The sequence below is a fragment of the Bacillus sp. TH22 genome, from assembly GCF_016651015.1.
Lineage (GTDB): Bacteria > Bacillota > Bacilli > Bacillales > Bacillaceae_G > Bacillus_A > Bacillus_A mycoides.
This window is the reverse complement of record NZ_JAEKER010000001.1, coordinates 2,779,256-2,800,966: the sequence shown is the minus strand read 5'-3', so window position 1 is coordinate 2,800,966 and position 21,711 is coordinate 2,779,256. Positions and strand designations below refer to the sequence as shown.

Here is a 21,711-nt window from a genome sequence, read left to right as displayed (position 1 = left end):
ATGAACGCAGTTCATCAATAAACGTTGACTTGTTTTGTTTCGTTCAGTTTTGAGAGAACTATCTCTCAAGTTTAAATGTATGTTCTTTGAAAACTAGATAACAGTGTAGCTCATATTTTTTTAATTTTAGTTTGGTTAAGTTAGAAAGGGCGCACGGTGGATGCCTTGACACTAGGAGTCGATGAAGGACGGGACTAACGCCGATATGCTTCGGGGAGCTGTAAGTAAGCTTTGATCCGAAGATTTCCGAATGGGGAAACCCACTATACGTAATGGTATGGTATCCTTACCTGAATACATAGGGTATGGAAGACAGACCCAGGGAACTGAAACATCTAAGTACCTGGAGGAAGAGAAAGCAAATGCGATTTCCTGAGTAGCGGCGAGCGAAACGGAATCTAGCCCAAACCAAGAGGCTTGCCTCTTGGGGTTGTAGGACATTCTATACGGAGTTACAAAGGAACGAGGTAGACGAAGCGACCTGGAAAGGTCCGTCACAGAGGGTAATAACCCCGTAGTCGAAACTTCGTTCTCTCTTGAATGTATCCTGAGTACGGCGGAACACGTGAAATTCCGTCGGAATCTGGGAGGACCATCTCCCAAGGCTAAATACTCCCTAGTGATCGATAGTGAACCAGTACCGTGAGGGAAAGGTGAAAAGCACCCCGGAAGGGGAGTGAAAGAGATCCTGAAACCGTGTGCCTACAAATAGTCAGAGCCCGTTAATGGGTGATGGCGTGCCTTTTGTAGAATGAACCGGCGAGTTACGATCCCGTGCAAGGTTAAGCTGAAGAGGCGGAGCCGCAGCGAAAGCGAGTCTGAATAGGGCGTTTAGTACGTGGTCGTAGACCCGAAACCAGGTGATCTACCCATGTCCAGGGTGAAGTTCAGGTAACACTGAATGGAGGCCCGAACCCACGCACGTTGAAAAGTGCGGGGATGAGGTGTGGGTAGCGGAGAAATTCCAATCGAACCTGGAGATAGTCTGGTTCTCCCCGAAATAGCTTTAGGGCTAGCCTTAAGTGTAAGAGTCTTGGAGGTAGAGCACTGATTGAACTAGGGGTCCTCATCGGATTACCGAATTCAGTCAAACTCCGAATGCCAATGACTTATCCTTAGGAGTCAGACTGCGAGTGATAAGATCCGTAGTCAAGAGGGAAACAGCCCAGATCGCCAGCTAAGGTCCCAAAGTGTGTATTAAGTGGAAAAGGATGTGGAGTTGCTTAGACAACTAGGATGTTGGCTCAGAAGCAGCCACCATTTAAAGAGTGCGTAATAGCTCACTAGTCGAGTGACTCTGCGCCGAAAATGTACCGGGGCTAAATACACCACCGAAGCTGCGAATTGATACCAATGGTATCAGTGGTAGGGGAGCGTTCTAAGTGCAGTGAAGTCAGACCGGAAGGACTGGTGGAGCGCTTAGAAGTGAGAATGCCGGTATGAGTAGCGAAAGACGGGTGAGAATCCCGTCCACCGAATGCCTAAGGTTTCCTGAGGAAGGCTCGTCCGCTCAGGGTTAGTCAGGACCTAAGCCGAGGCCGACAGGCGTAGGCGATGGACAACAGGTTGATATTCCTGTACCACCTCTTTATCGTTTGAGCAATGGAGGGACGCAGAAGGATAGAAGAAGCGTGCGATTGGTTGTGCACGTCCAAGCAGTTAGGCTGATAAGTAGGCAAATCCGCTTATCGTGAAGGCTGAGCTGTGATGGGGAAGCTCCTTATGGAGCGAAGTCTTTGATTCCCCGCTGCCAAGAAAAGCTTCTAGCGAGATAAAAGGTGCCTGTACCGCAAACCGACACAGGTAGGCGAGGAGAGAATCCTAAGGTGTGCGAGAGAACTCTGGTTAAGGAACTCGGCAAAATGACCCCGTAACTTCGGGAGAAGGGGTGCTTTCTTAACGGAAAGCCGCAGTGAATAGGCCCAAGCGACTGTTTAGCAAAAACACAGGTCTCTGCGAAGCCGTAAGGCGAAGTATAGGGGCTGACACCTGCCCGGTGCTGGAAGGTTAAGGAGAGGGGTTAGCGTAAGCGAAGCTCTGAACTGAAGCCCCAGTAAACGGCGGCCGTAACTATAACGGTCCTAAGGTAGCGAAATTCCTTGTCGGGTAAGTTCCGACCCGCACGAAAGGTGTAACGATTTGGGCACTGTCTCAACCAGAGACTCGGTGAAATTATAGTACCTGTGAAGATGCAGGTTACCCGCGACAGGACGGAAAGACCCCGTGGAGCTTTACTGTAGCCTGATATTGAATTTTGGTACAGTTTGTACAGGATAGGCGGGAGCCATTGAAACCGGAGCGCTAGCTTCGGTGGAGGCGCTGGTGGGATACCGCCCTGACTGTATTGAAATTCTAACCTACGGGTCTCATCGACCCGGGAGACAGTGTCAGGTGGGCAGTTTGACTGGGGCGGTCGCCTCCTAAAGTGTAACGGAGGCGCCCAAAGGTTCCCTCAGAATGGTTGGAAATCATTCGTAGAGTGCAAAGGCATAAGGGAGCTTGACTGCGAGACCTACAAGTCGAGCAGGGACGAAAGTCGGGCTTAGTGATCCGGTGGTTCCGCATGGAAGGGCCATCGCTCAACGGATAAAAGCTACCCCGGGGATAACAGGCTTATCTCCCCCAAGAGTCCACATCGACGGGGAGGTTTGGCACCTCGATGTCGGCTCATCGCATCCTGGGGCTGTAGTCGGTCCCAAGGGTTGGGCTGTTCGCCCATTAAAGCGGTACGCGAGTCGGGTTCAGAACGTCGTGAGACAGTTCGGTCCCTATCCGTCGTGGGCGCAGGAAATTTGAGAGGAGCTGTCCTTAGTACGAGAGGACCGGGATGGACGCACCGCTGGTGTACCAGTTGTTCTGCCAAGGGCATAGCTGGGTAGCTATGTGCGGAAGGGATAAGTGCTGAAAGCATCTAAGCATGAAGCCCCCCTCAAGATGAGATTTCCCATAGCGTAAGCTAGTAAGATCCCTGAAAGATGATCAGGTTGATAGGTTCGAGGTGGAAGCATGGTGACATGTGGAGCTGACGAATACTAATAGATCGAGGACTTAACCATATAATATGAAGCAAATGTTATCTAGTTTTGAAGGAATATACCTTCATAGTTTGGTGATGATGGCAGAGAGGTCACACCCGTTCCCATACCGAACACGGAAGTTAAGCTCTCTAGCGCCGATGGTAGTTGGGACCTTGTCCCTGTGAGAGTAGGACGTCGCCAAGCAAGATAAAAACACAAGTCTTTTGACTTGTGTTTTTTTGTATATTTGTTTCGTTAGAAACAAGGGTGGAAATATTGCTAAATCATACCAGATGGGAAATTATTTACGGAATCATGATAAAGGCGAAGTATTTTCGCTATTTTTATTAAGCGCTCATTAAACTATATGTATTTCGTAATAGGATCATTATTGGTCATATTTTCAATATAAGAGGGGAACCTCTCTTCTTTTATAATTAATTTCTAAAAAACTTGGCGCATAATTGAAGCTTCTATACTCTAAATGATTTAATGGTTTATGAATTATATAGCTATTTCCCCTTAAAATCCTGTATACAATATCCCTTAACTAATAAACATTAGAGGTGTTTCTGCCGGTAAATATTTCTTTTTCATGATTGGACATCTAAATCTTCTTCATTAATATACTTTTGAAAATAACTCCGTTCATAATTTCAATAATATAGATTTGTGTAATTGCTTCCTTTGAGTTTGCAGTTTGCTCAATCTATTAAACAAGCCCGTCTATATAATTGCATTTTATATAGACGGGCTTGTTTAATTTTTTATTCTTATAATAGTAGCGTTTTGAGGAATGTTTTTTGTTATTAAGTATAGGGAAGTAGTACATAATCTATGAAAATGATACAGGTGCTTTCAATTATTATGAGAACAGCTATATTATGGCTAAATATGTAGTGAGATATAGGCATGTTGAGCAAGGGGCTCATTTACAATTGAAGTGTATATATGGGTATGAAATCTTCTTTGATTGGTAGTCGTAACTTCTTGAGGCATAAATTTTTGAATTCCGTAACGTCAGTGCTACAATGATTGAAAAATAAATGTTAATGAGGTGTTCATATGAAAATTGAAGTTTGGTCTGATTTTGTATGCCCGTTTTGCTATATTGGGAAGCGTAGATTAGAAATGGCTTTAGAGCAATTTCCACATAAGAAAGATGTTGAAGTTGAGTTTAAAAGTTTTGAATTAGATCAAAATGCTCCGATCTACTCTGGAACGAGTATTAATGAAGTGCTTGCATCGAAGTATGGAATTAGTGTTGAAGAAGCTGATCGTAATAATATACAACTAGGCAATCATGCAGCTAGTATGGGTTTGAGTTTCAATTTTGAAGAGATGAAGCCAACAAATACTTTTGATGCACATCGTTTGGCGAAATTCGCAAAGGATCAGGGGAAGGAAAAGGAGATTACAGAAAATCTACTTTTTGCATATTTCACTGAATCGAGAAACTTAAGTGATGTGGAAACACTAGCTAATATTGCTGAAGCTTCCGGTCTAGATAGGGAAGAGGCTTTAAATGTTATTCATAATAAAAATGCTTATGCCAATGAGGTTAGGATTGATGAATCAATTGCTCAACAATATAAAATTACAGGGGTACCTTATTTTATTGTTAATCAAAAGTATGCTATTTCAGGTGCACAACCACTTGAAACCTTTGTTGGTGCACTTCAACAGGTGTGGGAAGAAGAGAACCCTAAGTCTGAACTTCAAGATCTTTCAATAAATAGTACAACAGATGATTATTGTGCAGATGGTAGCTGCTCGATACCTTCAAAGGAATAATATTTAATTCTTTCTTTCTTTCTATTATGGTGTGCATAATGTAATGAGGGGATAAATTTAAAATGTCATATGTATATTAATGACATCTAAATACGAATAACCTACAGTGACTTTTATAGGTTATTCGTATTTAGTTTATTTTGGGGAGTTACATTCAAGTGTATTATTATTGTGCTAACGGCTTGTTGGTATAGTTAATTCATATTTTTATAAAAAACTTATTTAAAACTATTGACGATTAATATACATGGGTGTAATATAGAACAAGTCGCCGATAGCAACAACGCAGAAAGCGACAAAAGAAATAAAAAAACTTGGTTGACATTGAAATATGAAAATGTTAACATAAGGGAGTCGCAAATGAGCGGCAAACAAGTTCTTTGAAAACTGAACGAAACAAACAACGTGAACGTCAATTTTTATTTTTAGATGCTAGACAAACTAACTTTATTGGAGAGTTTGATCCTGGCTCAGGATGAACGCTGGCGGCGTGCCTAATACATGCAAGTCGAGCGAATGGATTAAGAGCTTGCTCTTATGAAGTTAGCGGCGGACGGGTGAGTAACACGTGGGTAACCTACCCATAAGACTGGGATAACTCCGGGAAACCGGGGCTAATACCGGATAATATTTTGAACTGCATAGTTCAAAATTGAAAGGCGGCTTCGGCTGTCACTTATGGATGGACCCGCGTCGCATTAGCTAGTTGGTGAGGTAACGGCTCACCAAGGCGACGATGCGTAGCCGACCTGAGAGGGTGATCGGCCACACTGGGACTGAGACACGGCCCAGACTCCTACGGGAGGCAGCAGTAGGGAATCTTCCGCAATGGACGAAAGTCTGACGGAGCAACGCCGCGTGAGTGATGAAGGCTTTCGGGTCGTAAAACTCTGTTGTTAGGGAAGAACAAGTGCTAGTTGAATAAGTCGGCACCTTGACGGTACCTAACCAGAAAGCCACGGCTAACTACGTGCCGACAGCCGCGGTAATACGTAGGTGGCAAGCGTTATCCGGAATTATTGGGCGTAAAGCGCGCGCAGGTGGTTTCTTAAGTCTGATGTGAAAGCCCACGGCTCAACCGTGGAGGGTCATTGGAAACTGGGAGACTTGAGTGCAGAAGAGGAAAGTGGAATTCCATGTGTAGCGGTGAAATGCGTAGAGATATGGAGGAACACCAGTGGCGAAGGCGACTTTCTGGTCTGTAACTGACACTGAGGCGCGAAAGCGTGGGGAGCAAACAGGATTAGATACCCTGGTAGTCCACGCCGTAAACGATGAGTGCTAAGTGTTAGAGGGTTTCCGCCCTTTAGTGCTGAAGTTAACGCATTAAGCACTCCGCCTGGGGAGTACGGCCGCAAGGCTGAAACTCAAAGGAATTGACGGGGGCCCGCACAAGCGGTGGAGCATGTGGTTTAATTCGAAGCAACGCGAAGAACCTTACCAGGTCTTGACATCCTCTGAAAACTCTAGAGATAGAGCTTCTCCTTCGGGAGCAGAGTGACAGGTGGTGCATGGTTGTCGTCAGCTCGTGTCGTGAGATGTTGGGTTAAGTCCCGCAACGAGCGCAACCCTTGATCTTAGTTGCCATCATTAAGTTGGGCACTCTAAGGTGACTGCCGGTGACAAACCGGAGGAAGGTGGGGATGACGTCAAATCATCATGCCCCTTATGACCTGGGCTACACACGTGCTACAATGGACGGTACAAAGAGCTGCAAGACCGCGAGGTGGAGCTAATCTCATAAAACCGTTCTCAGTTCGGATTGTAGGCTGCAACTCGCCTACATGAAGTCGGAATCGCTAGTAATCGCGGATCAGCATGCCGCGGTGAATACGTTCCCGGGCCTTGTACACACCGCCCGTCACACCACGAGAGTTTGTAACACCCGAAGTCGGTGGGGTAACCTTTATGGAGCCGACCGCCTAAGGTGGGACAGATGATTGGGGTGAAGTCGTAACAAGGTAGCCGTATCGGAAGGTGCGGCTGGATCACCTCCTTTCTATGGAGAATTGATGAACGCAGTTCATCAATAAACGTTGACTTGTTTTGTTTCGTTCAGTTTTGAGAGAACTATCTCTCAAGTTTAAATGTATGTTCTTTGAAAACTAGATAACAGTGTAGCTCATATTTTTTTAATTTTAGTTTGGTTAAGTTAGAAAGGGCGCACGGTGGATGCCTTGACACTAGGAGTCGATGAAGGACGGGACTAACGCCGATATGCTTCGGGGAGCTGTAAGTAAGCTTTGATCCGAAGATTTCCGAATGGGGAAACCCACTATACGTAATGGTATGGTATCCTTACCTGAATACATAGGGTATGGAAGACAGACCCAGGGAACTGAAACATCTAAGTACCTGGAGGAAGAGAAAGCAAATGCGATTTCCTGAGTAGCGGCGAGCGAAACGGAATCTAGCCCAAACCAAGAGGCTTGCCTCTTGGGGTTGTAGGACATTCTATACGGAGTTACAAAGGAACGAGGTAGACGAAGCGACCTGGAAAGGTCCGTCACAGAGGGTAATAACCCCGTAGTCGAAACTTCGTTCTCTCTTGAATGTATCCTGAGTACGGCGGAACACGTGAAATTCCGTCGGAATCTGGGAGGACCATCTCCCAAGGCTAAATACTCCCTAGTGATCGATAGTGAACCAGTACCGTGAGGGAAAGGTGAAAAGCACCCCGGAAGGGGAGTGAAAGAGATCCTGAAACCGTGTGCCTACAAATAGTCAGAGCCCGTTAATGGGTGATGGCGTGCCTTTTGTAGAATGAACCGGCGAGTTACGATCCCGTGCAAGGTTAAGCTGAAGAGGCGGAGCCGCAGCGAAAGCGAGTCTGAATAGGGCGTTTAGTACGTGGTCGTAGACCCGAAACCAGGTGATCTACCCATGTCCAGGGTGAAGTTCAGGTAACACTGAATGGAGGCCCGAACCCACGCACGTTGAAAAGTGCGGGGATGAGGTGTGGGTAGCGGAGAAATTCCAATCGAACCTGGAGATAGCTGGTTCTCCCCGAAATAGCTTTAGGGCTAGCCTTAAGTGTAAGAGTCTTGGAGGTAGAGCACTGATTGAACTAGGGGTCCTCATCGGATTACCGAATTCAGTCAAACTCCGAATGCCAATGACTTATCCTTAGGAGTCAGACTGCGAGTGATAAGATCCGTAGTCAAGAGGGAAACAGCCCAGATCGCCAGCTAAGGTCCCAAAGTGTGTATTAAGTGGAAAAGGATGTGGAGTTGCTTAGACAACTAGGATGTTGGCTCAGAAGCAGCCACCATTTAAAGAGTGCGTAATAGCTCACTAGTCGAGTGACTCTGCGCCGAAAATGTACCGGGGCTAAATACACCACCGAAGCTGCGAATTGATACCAATGGTATCAGTGGTAGGGGAGCGTTCTAAGTGCAGTGAAGTCAGACCGGAAGGACTGGTGGAGCGCTTAGAAGTGAGAATGCCGGTATGAGTAGCGAAAGACGGGTGAGAATCCCGTCCACCGAATGCCTAAGGTTTCCTGAGGAAGGCTCGTCCGCTCAGGGTTAGTCAGGACCTAAGCCGAGGCCGACAGGCGTAGGCGATGGACAACAGGTTGATATTCCTGTACCACCTCTTTATCGTTTGAGCAATGGAGGGACGCAGAAGGATAGAAGAAGCGTGCGATTGGTTGTGCACGTCCAAGCAGTTAGGCTGATAAGTAGGCAAATCCGCTTATCGTGAAGGCTGAGCTGTGATGGGGAAGCTCCTTATGGAGCGAAGTCTTTGATTCCCCGCTGCCAAGAAAAGCTTCTAGCGAGATAAAAGGTGCCTGTACCGCAAACCGACACAGGTAGGCGAGGAGAGAATCCTAAGGTGTGCGAGAGAACTCTGGTTAAGGAACTCGGCAAAATGACCCCGTAACTTCGGGAGAAGGGGTGCTTTCTTAACGGAAAGCCGCAGTGAATAGGCCCAAGCGACTGTTTAGCAAAAACACAGGTCTCTGCGAAGCCGTAAGGCGAAGTATAGGGGCTGACACCTGCCCGGTGCTCGGAAGGTTAAGGAGAGGGGTTAGCGTAAGCGAAGCTCTGAACTGAAGCCCCAGTAAACGGCGGCCGTAACTATAACGGTCCTAAGGTAGCGAAATTCCTTGTCGGGTAAGTTCCGACCCGCACGAAAGGTGTAACGATTTGGGCACTGTCTCAACCAGAGACTCGGTGAAATTATAGTACCTGTGAAGATGCAGGTTACCCGCGACAGGACGGAAAGACCCCGTGGAGCTTTACTGTAGCCTGATATTGAATTTTGGTACAGTTTGTACAGGATAGGCGGGAGCCATTGAAACCGGAGCGCTAGCTTCGGTGGAGGCAGCGGTGGGATACCGCCCTGACTGTATTGAAATTCTAACCTACGGGTCTTATCGACCCGGGAGACAGTGTCAGGTGGGCAGTTTGACTGGGGCGGTCGCCTCCTAAAGTGTAACGGAGGCGCCCAAAGGTTCCCTCAGAATGGTTGGAAATCATTCGTAGAGTGCAAAGGCATAAGGGAGCTTGACTGCGAGACCTACAAGTCGAGCAGGGACGAAAGTCGGGCTTAGTGATCCGGTGGTTCCGCATGGAAGGGCCATCGCTCAACGGATAAAAGCTACCCCGGGGATAACAGGCTTATCTCCCCCAAGAGTCCACATCGACGGGGAGGTTTGGCACCTCGATGTCGGCTCATCGCATCCTGGGGCTGTAGTCGGTCCCAAGGGTTGGGCTGTTCGCCCATTAAAGCGGTACGCGAGTCGGGTTCAGAACGTCGTGAGACAGTTCGGTCCCTATCCGTCGTGGGCGCAGGAAATTTGAGAGGAGCTGTCCTTAGTACGAGAGGACCGGGATGGACGCACCGCCGGTGTACCAGTTGTTCTGCCAAGGGCATAGGCGGGTAGCTATGTGCGGAAGGGATAAGTGCTGAAAGCATCTAAGCATGAAGCCCCCCTCAAGATGAGATTTCCCATAGCGTAAGCTAGTAAGATCCCTGAAAGATGATCAGGTTGATAGGTTCGAGGTGGAAGCATGGTGACATGTGGAGCTGACGAATACTAATAGATCGAGGACTTAACCATATAATATGAAGCAATGTTATCTAGTTTTGAAGGAATATACCTTCATCAGTTTGGTGATGATGGCAGAGAGGTCACACCCGTTCCCATACCGAACACGGAAGTTAAGCTCTCTAGCGCCGATGGTAGTTGGGACCTTGTCCCTGTGAGAGTAGGACGTCGCCAAGCAACTTTAAGACGAGTCAGAATGACTCGTCTTTTTTGTGTTTAATGAAATAAGCTTGTTATTAATGGCTTAAGAAATCCATTGATAACAAGCTTATTTGTTTAAAGGTAAGCGTATTTATATAAAATTGTTATTCATTATAGGCTTTAACAACGATAAGGAAATTCCAAATTAAAAAGCCCAACTTCTCCACAAATCAAAATAGAGAAATTGAGCTTTTCAGTTACTTCATTTATTTATTGAATTCATTAACTGGAAGAAGTATTCAGGTTTATGAGTCTTATTTAGGTTATACCATGAATGTAATGCATCTGGTGTAAATACATCTATTTTTTTCAGTACCTCCATTGCAAATTCCAGAGGAGCTATTCCTGATGCAGTAACTAAATTCGCATCAGATACCGCAGATCCCAACTCATAGAACTTTTCTCCTTTATAGTTAGGACATACCATTTTAGTATATTCTAAGTTATTACTTGTATGCTTTCTAGTATCTAAGTATCCCATATTCGCGAGGCCCTCAGTTGCACCACAAATTGCAGCAACAATAGTGCCAAGCTTTAAAGCTTGGCCAATTCTTTCCAAGATAGGTTGATGAATTTCTTCACTCCAAGTAGTCCCTCCTGGTAAAATTAAAAGATCTTTACTCTCAAGAGTACATTCATCAAGGGAAATATCTGGTTTTATGCTCAGTCCTCCCATAGTAGTAATCATTTCTTTATTAGCTCCTACTGTAATTATTTTTAAAGGTGCTAAATCTTTTTTGAAATATCTTCCTGAGTTTAGTTCAGCAATTAAATATCCATATTCCCAGTCCGACATTGTATTAAATACATATAGAAAAGCTTTTTTTGTTTGCATCCAATAACACTCCAATCACGATTGATATAGCTATTATAATATAACTTCCCTGACAGTTGATGTCAGGGAAGTTATCATATTTGATGAAATTTTATTAATTCCGACAGAACTTCAATAAGTCTTTTCTTAAGACTTATTGGCTCAATAACTTTAATAGATTTATTGTACGGTAAAAGTAAATAAGGTACATATGTATGTATCATATCTTTTTCAAGAAGAAAAACTGCTTGATTTGAAGTCCGTTCTTGTAAATAATGTCCTAAAAACCAATGTTGGCAAATATCAGCCAATACACTTTTATCCCCATTAATAACCAAAGAAATAATCCCTTCCTTATCTTCTATAGTTGGAAGAAGACTTTTTATAAAAAAGTCACGTGCTGAAAAATTTTCTGGCCGGTTAAACTTATTTTTGGTTAGCATTAGACTTTCAATTCGATCTACTCTAAAACTACGGATATCATTCCTAAGATGACAAAATCCAATCACATACCACTTATTATTCCAATAGATAATTCTGTACGGATCGACCAATCTATAATTTAATTGCTTTTCGCCACTTTTATGGTAAAGAATTTTTACTGAGTACCCGTCAGCTACGGCCTGTTCCAACTCCTTCAAAAAAGGTTCTATAGAGAGTGAACTTAATCGACTTATTACTTCAAGACTAGTTAAATGTTGGTTTATCTTTGTTTCCTGCTCTTGATTTGAGTATTTACTTAGTTTTGAAATGGCCCTATTTAGTGCTTCACCTCCATAATATCCGGCTTCTTCTGCAAAAACAGCAGCGTGAAATAGTGAAGTTTGCTCCTCAAAATCAAAAAAAAGAGGAGCCTCAATAAAATTGTTCAATAAAGTGTATCCACCGTTATGTCCTGGTTCTGAAATTATAGGTACGCCACTTGTTGAAATTGTATCAATATAACGATACACAGTCCTTATATTCATCTCTAACTTTTCTGAAATTTGTTTTGCAGTAATTTTTTCACCTGAACGAAGCATCCATAGAATTGCTAACATATTGTCAATTTTAGGCATATAATTCCACCTCTATATGAAATTTATTTTCTATTATATATTTCCGATTTTTGATATAACTCATCAACTGTTCCTTTCCGATAGCTTTCTATATAATGAGGCCCTAGACACATTTGTAATTTCACAAATTTGATTTACAGTCATATCTCCCTCTTTATAAAGCTTTACTGCATATTCATTCCTGCATGATTTTTATGGTACTTCTTTAACCGACCTTTAAACTTTCCTTCTTTCTTAGCCAGTTCAATTCCTTCACGCTGCCGCATACGGATAAGATCACGTTCTAATTGGTTTACACCCGCCATAACCGTAATTAAGAATTGGCTGTAGGGATTATCTTCTGATAAATCTAGCCATGTATCTTTTAAGGATTTTAAATTTGCCTTTTTATTCCGTGTGTTATCGATTAATTCAAATAAATCTTGTGTACTACGAGTAATCCGAGTTAAGTCCGTAACATAAATGATGTCACCTTCTTGTATATCCTCTAACATTTTTTGAAGTTGCTCACGATCTTTTGTTGCTCCGGAAACTTTTTCTTCAAAAATAATATCCATTCCGATTTCGTTCAGTTGCTGAAATTGCCTTGAAGGATTCTGGCTAGTTGAACTGACGCGTATATAACCGATTTTTCGCAAAATATCACTTCATTTTTGAGAAAAGTCTTATGAGACGCTCTTAACTATGATTTTATCAGTCTCCTAAACTCTATTGATATATAATTGAACTAATTAACTGAATAATTATAGAAATGAGATGATACTGTATGATAATGGCTTTAATTCGTGAATAGCAAAGAAGCTACCACATGTTAAATTGAAGTGAACCCGAATAGTGGTACATGAAAAAAGTTTGAAGAAAAAAATTCATTGTAACAGAATATTTGTTTCATTTATCCCGCTATTTGCGGGCAGTAAAACTCCCACCTCGAAATTCAGCTGGAGCAAAGAAGTTAGGTGGGAGCCCTGTTGCCTGTAAACGCCCGATTGGTGAAGGCTAATAATCAGTGGGGGATCAACAACCCCCACTGATTATTAGCCTTCACTTCATTTGTTTTAAGTAGTTATATGGTGAAAGTGGTGGAGTTAAAAAGATAATAGCGCGTGTTCTTTTTTTCTGAATCTGGCTTTTGAAGAGCGGCGATAATTTCAAAATATAGTTCTTGAAAATCTTATGTATTACTTTCGCATATAACATTTTGGATAAAGATGTGTGGATTAATGTTTAGACTCTATAATCTTTTTTATAGTTTGGATAGTTTGTTACACGAAATTCCAAAGAAAATTTTCGAGCGGGAAGATCAGTTATGAGTAGTAATATTGGAACTGCTCTTGTACATAGTGTTCAGCTTCTTTATAAGTTCTACTTGTTTCCTCTAGTAGCTGGATAAGAATCTTTTTTTGTAGCCTTATAAATAAGATAACTAAAATATAGTTGGCCACTGGTTGCTATTTGAACAGCATATTTGTCTTTATTATCACGTTGATATAAATAAGTTGGAGGAAGAATGGGTTCATCGGGAATAAATGTAGGTAGTTATATACTCTATTTGTAATTTGGTTGGAAATAATGAAACTATATGCTTTGTTAGCGATGCTATTTGCTCTTCTAACGGAAAACTTATAGATATAGGATACAACTCTTTAAATTTTATAATTTTGTAGCTTTTATATAGAAGATAAGTGTAAGTGAAAAATTATAGTGTGATTACTTAAATGCAAGGAAGTAGTGATGTATAACAAGAGAATAGAACGTTTATTCTTGAATGGTGTAATGGACATACTCAATCAATTGAGGCGCTTATTTTCTATTGGACATATGCGTTTAAAGAAGAGCTGCCATACTAGGTTCGGATTTTCAGTATAGCTTGTAACTTTACATGCTTTAGTGAAGTGGTTCTTCAGTAAAGTATATTTCAATTATTAATATTGGATTTATTGACACTCCCACTGCTAAAGGGGCAACCTGATTAACATCAGTGTGATTCTTGCTACCAAAGGCGAAGTCCATTTTTGGTATCGCTGACGTGCAAGATTGTATTGTGCCATCACGACTCTCACTATAGACCGTATAGGTTCGCGAGCTACGTTGCTATGACCGTTTTGCATGTTCATATGTTTTAGCGTCTTTTTCTAGTCTATAGTTGACGTGTATCAAAACAATAAGTGTTTTCTGTGAAAGTATCGTGAAATCTGTAAACGAACCAATTATTCTATCTCCAACTGGTTTTATGAAATAATCTACGAATGGTCCTTTACTCATCATAATTTTTAATATTAATTGAATCTAGTCTATAGTCGGTTCATTCTATTATGAATGGTTCAGGAGAGTGTGTGTACTGTTAGAAAGAGATATTGTAATTAAGATAAGGAAAGTAAATGAAAGTAAATGAAGTTGCTAGAAAAGAATTTCTTGTGGAACCCAGTAATGTACGGGGGATAATCCTCTTGAAATAGAGAGGTTTGTTAGGGGAGATTAGTAGATAGAGGTAGACAATGATTGCTATTTAGTAAAATCGTTGTGGATTCTTATGTAACCTTTACTAATCGGTAATTTATGATCGTCAGGCTCACTACTAACTTCTTTGCTTCAGCCGAACTTTGAGGTGGGAGTCTTACTGTCCGCAAATAGCGGGATAAAATGGTGTGAACATATTAAATTAAATATCTTTATAAAAAGGTGTTGACGATTAGAGTATTGAGGTGTAATATAGGACAAGTCGCCGATAGCAACAACGCAGAAAGCGACAAAAGAAATAAAAAAACTTGGTTGACATTGAAATATGAAAATGTTAACATAAGGGAGTCGCAAATGAGCGGCAAACAAGTTCTTTGAAAACTGAACGAAACAAACAACGTGAACGTCAATTTTTATTTTTAGATGCTAGACAAACTAACTTTATTGGAGAGTTTGATCCTGGCTCAGGATGAACGCTGGCGGCGTGCCTAATACATGCAAGTCGAGCGAATGGATTAAGAGCTTGCTCTTATGAAGTTAGCGGCGGACGGGTGAGTAACACGTGGGTAACCTACCCATAAGACTGGGATAACTCCGGGAAACCGGGGCTAATACCGGATAATATTTTGAACTGCATAGTTCAAAATTGAAAGGCGGCTTCGGCTGTCACTTATGGATGGACCCGCGTCGCATTAGCTAGTTGGTGAGGTAACGGCTCACCAAGGCGACGATGCGTAGCCGACCTGAGAGGGTGATCGGCCACACTGGGACTGAGACACGGCCCAGACTCCTACGGGAGGCAGCAGTAGGGAATCTTCCGCAATGGACGAAAGTCTGACGGAGCAACGCCGCGTGAGTGATGAAGGCTTTCGGGTCGTAAAACTCTGTTGTTAGGGAAGAACAAGTGCTAGTTGAATAAGCTGGCACCTTGACGGTACCTAACCAGAAAGCCACGGCTAACTACGTGCCGACAGCCGCGGTAATACGTAGGTGGCAAGCGTTATCCGGAATTATTGGGCGTAAAGCGCGCGCAGGTGGTTTCTTAAGTCTGATGTGAAAGCCCACGGCTCAACCGTGGAGGGTCATTGGAAACTGGGAGACTTGAGTGCAGAAGAGGAAAGTGGAATTCCATGTGTAGCGGTGAAATGCGTAGAGATATGGAGGAACACCAGTGGCGAAGGCGACTTTCTGGTCTGTAACTGACACTGAGGCGCGAAAGCGTGGGGAGCAAACAGGATTAGATACCCTGGTAGTCCACGCCGTAAACGATGAGTGCTAAGTGTTAGAGGGTTTCCGCCCTTTAGTGCTGAAGTTAACGCATTAAGCACTCCGCCTGGGGAGTACGGCCGCAAGGCTGAAACTCAAAGGAATTGACGGGGGCCCGCACAAGCGGTGGAGCATGTGGTTTAATTCGAAGCAACGCGAAGAACCTTACCAGGTCTTGACATCCTCTGAAAACTCTAGAGATAGAGCTTCTCCTTCGGGAGCAGAGTGACAGGTGGTGCATGGTTGTCGTCAGCTCGTGTCGTGAGATGTTGGGTTAAGTCCCGCAACGAGCGCAACCCTTGATCTTAGTTGCCATCATTAAGTTGGGCACTCTAAGGTGACTGCCGGTGACAAACCGGAGGAAGGTGGGGATGACGTCAAATCATCATGCCCCTTATGACCTGGGCTACACACGTGCTACAATGGACGGTACAAAGAGCTGCAAGACCGCGAGGTGGAGCTAATCTCATAAAACCGTTCTCAGTTCGGATTGTAGGCTGCAACTCGCCTACATGAAGTCGGAATCGCTAGTAATCGCGGATCAGCATGCCGCGGTGAATACGTTCCCGGGCCTTGTACACACCGCCCGTCACACCACGAGAGTTTGTAACACCCGAAGTCGGTGGGGTAACCTTTATGGAGCCAGCCGCCTAAGGTGGGACAGATGATTGGGGTGAAGTCGTAACAAGGTAGCCGTATCGGAAGGTGCGGCTGGATCACCTCCTTTCTATGGAGAATTGATGAACGCAGTTCGTCAATAAACGTTGACTTGTTTTGTTTCGTTCAGTTTTGAGAGAACTATCTCTCAAGTTTAAATGTATGTTCTTTGAAAACTAGATAACAGTGTAGCTCATATTTTTTTAATTTTAGTTTGGTTAAGTTAGAAAGGGCGCACGGTGGATGCCTTGACACTAGGAGTCGATGAAGGACGGGACTAACGCCGATATGCTTCGGGGAGCTGTAAGTAAGCTTTGATCCGAAGATTTCCGAATGGGGAAACCCACTATACGTAATGGTATGGTATCCTTACCTGAATACATAGGGTATGGAAGACAGACCCAGGGAACTGAAACATCTAAGTACCTGGAGGAAGAGAAAGCAAATGCGATTTCCTGAGTAGCGGCGAGCGAAACGGAATCTAGCCCAAACCAAGAGGCTTGCCTCTTGGGGTTGTAGGACATTCTATACGGAGTTACAAAGGAACGAGGTAGACGAAGCGACCTGGAAAGGTCCGTCACAGAGGGTAATAACCCCGTAGTCGAAACTTCGTTCTCTCTTGAATGTATCCTGAGTACGGCGGAACACGTGAAATTCCGTCGGAATCTGGGAGGACCATCTCCCAAGGCTAAATACTCCCTAGTGATCGATAGTGAACCAGTACCGTGAGGGAAAGGTGAAAAGCACCCCGGAAGGGGAGTGAAAGAGATCCTGAAACCGTGTGCCTACAAATAGTCAGAGCCCGTTAATGGGTGATGGCGTGCCTTTTGTAGAATGAACCGGCGAGTTACGATCCCGTGCGAGGTTAAGCTGAAGAGGCGGAGCCGCAGCGAAAGCGAGTCTGAATAGGGCGTTTAGTACGTGGTCGTAGACCCGAAACCAGGTGATCTACCCATGTCCAGGGTGAAGTTCAGGTAACACTGAATGGAGGCCCGAACCCACGCACGTTGAAAAGTGCGGGGATGAGGTGTGGGTAGCGGAGAAATTCCAATCGAACCTGGAGATAGTCGGTTCTCCCCGAAATAGCTTTAGGGCTAGCCTTAAGTGTAAGAGTCTTGGAGGTAGAGCACTGATTGAACTAGGGGTCCTCATCGGATTACCGAATTCAGTCAAACTCCGAATGCCAATGACTTATCCTTAGGAGTCAGACTGCGAGTGATAAGATCCGTAGTCAAGAGGGAAACAGCCCAGATCGCCAGCTAAGGTCCCAAAGTGTGTATTAAGTGGAAAAGGATGTGGAGTTGCTTAGACAACTAGGATGTTGGCTCAGAAGCAGCCACCATTTAAAGAGTGCGTAATAGCTCACTAGTCGAGTGACTCTGCGCCGAAAATGTACCGGGGCTAAATACACCACCGAAGCTGCGAATTGATACCAATGGTATCAGTGGTAGGGGAGCGTTCTAAGTGCAGTGAAGTCAGACCGGAAGGACTGGTGGAGCGCTTAGAAGTGAGAATGCCGGTATGAGTAGCGAAAGACGGGTGAGAATCCCGTCCACCGAATGCCTAAGGTTTCCTGAGGAAGGCTCGTCCGCTCAGGGTTAGTCAGGACCTAAGCCGAGGCCGACAGGCGTAGGCGATGGACAACAGGTTGATATTCCTGTACCACCTCTTTATCGTTTGAGCAATGGAGGGACGCAGAAGGATAGAAGAAGCGTGCGATTGGTTGTGCACGTCCAAGCAGTTAGGCTGATAAGTAGGCAAATCCGCTTATCGTGAAGGCTGAGCTGTGATGGGGAAGCTCCTTATGGAGCGAAGTCTTTGATTCCCCGCTGCCAAGAAAAGCTTCTAGCGAGATAAAAGGTGCCTGTACCGCAAACCGACACAGGTAGGCGAGGAGAGAATCCTAAGGTGTGCGAGAGAACTCTGGTTAAGGAACTCGGCAAAATGACCCCGTAACTTCGGGAGAAGGGGTGCTTTCTTAACGGAAAGCCGCAGTGAATAGGCCCAAGCGACTGTTTAGCAAAAACACAGGTCTCTGCGAAGCCGTAAGGCGAAGTATAGGGGCTGACACCTGCCCGGTGCTGGAAGGTTAAGGAGAGGGGTTAGCGTAAGCGAAGCTCTGAACTGAAGCCCCAGTAAACGGCGGCCGTAACTATAACGGTCCTAAGGTAGCGAAATTCCTTGTCGGGTAAGTTCCGACCCGCACGAAAGGTGTAACGATTTGGGCACTGTCTCAACCAGAGACTCGGTGAAATTATAGTACCTGTGAAGATGCAGGTTACCCGCGACAGGACGGAAAGACCCCGTGGAGCTTTACTGTAGCCTGATATTGAATTTTGGTACAGTTTGTACAGGATAGGCGGGAGCCATTGAAACCGGAGCGCTAGCTTCGGTGGAGGCGCTGGTGGGATACCGCCCTGACTGTATTGAAATTCTAACCTACGGGTCTCATCGACCCGGGAGACAGTGTCAGGTGGGCAGTTTGACTGGGGCGGTCGCCTCCTAAAGTGTAACGGAGGCGCCCAAAGGTTCCCTCAGAATGGTTGGAAATCATTCGTAGAGTGCAAAGGCATAAGGGAGCTTGACTGCGAGACCTACAAGTCGAGCAGGGACGAAAGTCGGGCTTAGTGATCCGGTGGTTCCGCATGGAAGGGCCATCGCTCAACGGATAAAAGCTACCCCGGGGATAACAGGCTTATCTCCCCCAAGAGTCCACATCGACGGGGAGGTTTGGCACCTCGATGTCGGCTCATCGCATCCTGGGGCTGTAGTCGGTCCCAAGGGTTGGGCTGTTCGCCCATTAAAGCGGTACGCGAGCTGGGTTCAGAACGTCGTGAGACAGTTCGGTCCCTATCCGTCGTGGGCGCAGGAAATTTGAGAGGAGCTGTCCTTAGTACGAGAGGACCGGGATGGACGCACCGCTGGTGTACCAGTTGTTCTGCCAAGGGCATAGCTGGGTAGCTATGTGCGGAAGGGATAAGTGCTGAAAGCATCTAAGCATGAAGCCCCCCTCAAGATGAGATTTCCCATAGCGTAAGCTAGTAAGATCCCTGAAAGATGATCAGGTTGATAGGTTCGAGGTGGAAGCATGGTGACATGTGGAGCTGACGAATACTAATAGATCGAGGACTTAACCATATAATATGAAGCTAATGTTATCTAGTTTTGAAGGAATATACCTTCATAGTTTGGTGATGATGGCAGAGAGGTCACACCCGTTCCCATACCGAACACGGAAGTTAAGCTCTCTAGCGCCGATGGTAGTTGGGACCTTGTCCCTGTGAGAGTAGGACGTCGCCAAGCAACTTTAAGACGAGTCAGAATGACTCGTCTTTTTTGTGTTTAATGAAATAAGCTTGTTATTAATGGCTCAAGAAATCCATTGATAACAAGCTTATTTGTTTAAAGATAAATGTATTTATCTAGTATGGATTTCCGGTAAAATCGTTATTTATCATAGCTTCACTTTGTTTTTTACATCGATAAGCTTAAAACGTTCGCAAACGAGCAGCATATCTTCAGAAAAACTAAGACCAAGTTCGCTTAGTTCCTTTGTAAAAAACTGAATATGGGTATCTCTCCAGTAACTATAGGTACGATCGCCTTCACCCTCAGCTATAGCAAATTCTTCAGTCACTTCATTCATTGGCATTATAGTTACTTCTATTGTCTTAATAATAGCTACAGGTTCATCCTGACTATTGAGTACAATACTATAATCGTTAGTTGTTGGTAGTAGTTCATTTTCTAATTCATAAAAAATATGGCCGGAGCATGTTGCGGTTTTCACACCATCAATGACTAATTGAGCGAGATAATCAGGAGAATCACCAAATTGCCAAGCTGTAACAGATTCTGGTTTTTCATTGTTTCCCCAATAAGTATCCCAGTATGATTGTGCTAATGGATTCATTTGTATATTTACCTCACTTTAGTTAAAATTCATTTTTTTATAAGCCTTGAGCAACTTGCTTATTTGTAATAGTTTTGTAGTCATATAAAATCTGGGTTGTTGTATTACGGATTAATACAAGTAATACGCTGAAGGAATATGGTTTATAAACTCGTTCTGTCCATTTATGACCATTTTCTACGTAGACGCCCATATTAATAGGCAGGATGTTTGATTTTCGAATTGTTTCGTATGGCAATGGATATAGTTGTTATGTAGTCTATTTGTGATTTGGGCTGCAATAAAATTAGGATCAATGCCAGACAATGTATCACCTACATGTACTTCTCTTCCATAAATATAGAAACAAGGAAGAAGTGATGTATAGCAAAGAGGTGGGAACGTTAGTTCTATCGTGGTGTAATGGGTAGACTCAATCAATTGAGGTGCTTATTTTTACTTTAGTATATGTGTATAAAGAAGAAATGCTATTACTAGGTTCGGATTTCAAATATAGCTTTTAACGTTACATATTTTAATGAAGTGTTGATTAGAAGTAAAGAATATTCTAATTATTAATATTGATCTATTATCCACTATGCCATATCGAAGTGAGTAATACTAGAGGTGGAATAGATAAAAACCGATATTCCTTGAATATCGGTTTAATAATATGTGACTTATATGAAGCTATAGCAATACGAAAAGTGTAAATACAATAGCTAACAAAATACGATAATATGCAAAAGGTTTTAAACCTATCTTTTCTAAAAGCTTCAGGAAGGTTACTACCGCTAGCATTGCTACTATAAAAGAGGTAATGAATCCTATAGCAAACATAGGAATATCATCCGCACTTAAATACTTCCAACTTTTTAATAAGTCTAAGCCTGTAGCTCCAACCATTACAGGAAGAGCAATGAGAAAAGAGAACTCAGATGCAGCCTTATAATTTACTTTCGCTAATAGACCTCCAGAAATAGTAGAGCCCGCTCTAGAGAAGCCAGGATATACTGCTAAGCATTGAAATAATCCAATTGTTAATGCTTGACGGTATGTTAAATCATCTAGTGAAAAGGCGGTTGCCTCTGCTTTTTTTGCTTCTGCAAAAAGCATAAGAATTGCTCCTGCTACAAGTCCGATTACGACAGTATACGGCTGAAATAAGTATGTTTTAATAACATCATGTAATAATAAGCCAACAACTACTGCTGGGAATACGCCGAGAAAAACATGTAATGCATTGAATTTTTTCTCTTTCCGTAGAAGGGGTTTAATATTACATAAAGAAACAAGGCGTTTATGATATAAAATCGCGATAGCTAAAATTGCCCCTAACTGTATGACAATTTCAAACGTTTTTGCCCTTTCTCCTTCAAAACCTAATAAATGTCCGACTAATATAAGATGGCCAGTAGAAGAGATGGGTAAAAATTCAGCTAACCCTTCTACAATGCCAAGTATGAAGGCAATGATAAGATCGCTCATAGTTTCACTCC

5 protein-coding genes, 8 rRNA genes and 2 pseudogenes are annotated in these 21,711 nt (G+C 43.7%); 9 read left to right on the top strand and 6 right to left on the bottom strand.

Going from position 1 to position 21,711, the window contains the following annotated elements; all coding sequences use genetic code 11:
- The first annotated feature begins 133 nt into the window (after positions 1 to 133).
- The 6 genes from JFU18_RS14055 (at position 134) to rrf (JFU18_RS14030) (ending at position 10,044) form a co-directional block, all read left to right on the top strand.
- A 23S ribosomal RNA gene (locus JFU18_RS14055) occupies positions 134 to 3,056 on the top strand.
- A 49-nt stretch (positions 3,057 to 3,105) separates the two neighbouring features.
- Positions 3,106 to 3,221 (top strand): 5S ribosomal RNA (gene rrf / locus JFU18_RS14050).
- Positions 3,222 to 4,082: 861 nt separating this feature from the next.
- On the top strand, positions 4,083 to 4,811 hold the full coding sequence (locus JFU18_RS14045; protein WP_002016772.1) for a DsbA family oxidoreductase: 729 nt from the start codon (positions 4,083 to 4,085) through the stop codon (positions 4,809 to 4,811).
- A 447-nt stretch (positions 4,812 to 5,258) separates the two neighbouring features.
- Positions 5,259 to 6,810, top strand: a 16S ribosomal RNA gene (locus JFU18_RS14040).
- Between the two features lie 146 nt (positions 6,811 to 6,956).
- A 23S ribosomal RNA gene (locus JFU18_RS14035) occupies positions 6,957 to 9,879 on the top strand.
- A gap of 49 nt (positions 9,880 to 9,928) precedes the next feature.
- Positions 9,929 to 10,044: ribosomal RNA gene (gene rrf / locus JFU18_RS14030) — 5S ribosomal RNA — on the top strand.
- Together the 16S, 23S and 5S rRNA genes form the textbook arrangement of a ribosomal RNA operon.
- Before the next feature lie 226 nt (positions 10,045 to 10,270).
- On the opposite strand, the gene JFU18_RS14025 is transcribed toward rrf (JFU18_RS14030), so the two are convergent.
- From JFU18_RS14025 to JFU18_RS14015, 3 genes and pseudogenes are all read right to left on the bottom strand, one after another.
- Positions 10,271 to 10,903, bottom strand: a complete 633-nt coding sequence (locus JFU18_RS14025; RefSeq protein ID WP_201033588.1) for a type 1 glutamine amidotransferase family protein — start codon at positions 10,901 to 10,903, stop codon at positions 10,271 to 10,273.
- Positions 10,904 to 10,977: 74 nt separating this feature from the next.
- Complete coding sequence (locus tag JFU18_RS14020; protein ID WP_201033589.1) at positions 10,978 to 11,940, bottom strand: helix-turn-helix transcriptional regulator; 963 nt, start codon at positions 11,938 to 11,940, stop codon at positions 10,978 to 10,980.
- A 63-nt stretch (positions 11,941 to 12,003) separates the two neighbouring features.
- Positions 12,004 to 12,578: pseudogene (locus JFU18_RS14015) on the bottom strand (recombinase family protein).
- A gap of 2,260 nt (positions 12,579 to 14,838) precedes the next feature.
- On the opposite strand from JFU18_RS14015, the gene JFU18_RS14010 reads away from it, so the two are divergent.
- The 3 genes from JFU18_RS14010 (at position 14,839) to rrf (JFU18_RS14000) (ending at position 19,623) form a co-directional block, all read left to right on the top strand.
- Positions 14,839 to 16,390 (top strand): 16S ribosomal RNA (locus JFU18_RS14010).
- 146 nt (positions 16,391 to 16,536) lie between these two features.
- A 23S ribosomal RNA gene (locus JFU18_RS14005) occupies positions 16,537 to 19,458 on the top strand.
- Positions 19,459 to 19,507: 49 nt separating this feature from the next.
- Positions 19,508 to 19,623: ribosomal RNA gene (gene rrf / locus JFU18_RS14000) — 5S ribosomal RNA — on the top strand.
- 151 nt (positions 19,624 to 19,774) lie between these two features.
- Here the strand turns inward: rrf (JFU18_RS14000) and JFU18_RS13995 are convergent.
- The 3 genes and pseudogenes from JFU18_RS13995 to bacA form a co-directional block, all read right to left on the bottom strand.
- A complete protein-coding gene (locus tag JFU18_RS13995; protein WP_201034630.1) occupies positions 19,775 to 20,233 on the bottom strand; it encodes an ASCH domain-containing protein in 459 nt (152 codons plus the stop codon).
- Between the two features lie 225 nt (positions 20,234 to 20,458).
- Positions 20,459 to 20,590: pseudogene (locus tag JFU18_RS30510) on the bottom strand (hypothetical protein); the annotation flags it as partial.
- 312 nt (positions 20,591 to 20,902) lie between these two features.
- Complete coding sequence (bacA, locus tag JFU18_RS13990; RefSeq protein ID WP_201032356.1) at positions 20,903 to 21,700, bottom strand: undecaprenyl-diphosphate phosphatase; 798 nt, start codon at positions 21,698 to 21,700, stop codon at positions 20,903 to 20,905.
- Positions 21,701 to 21,711: the final 11 nt, after the last annotated feature.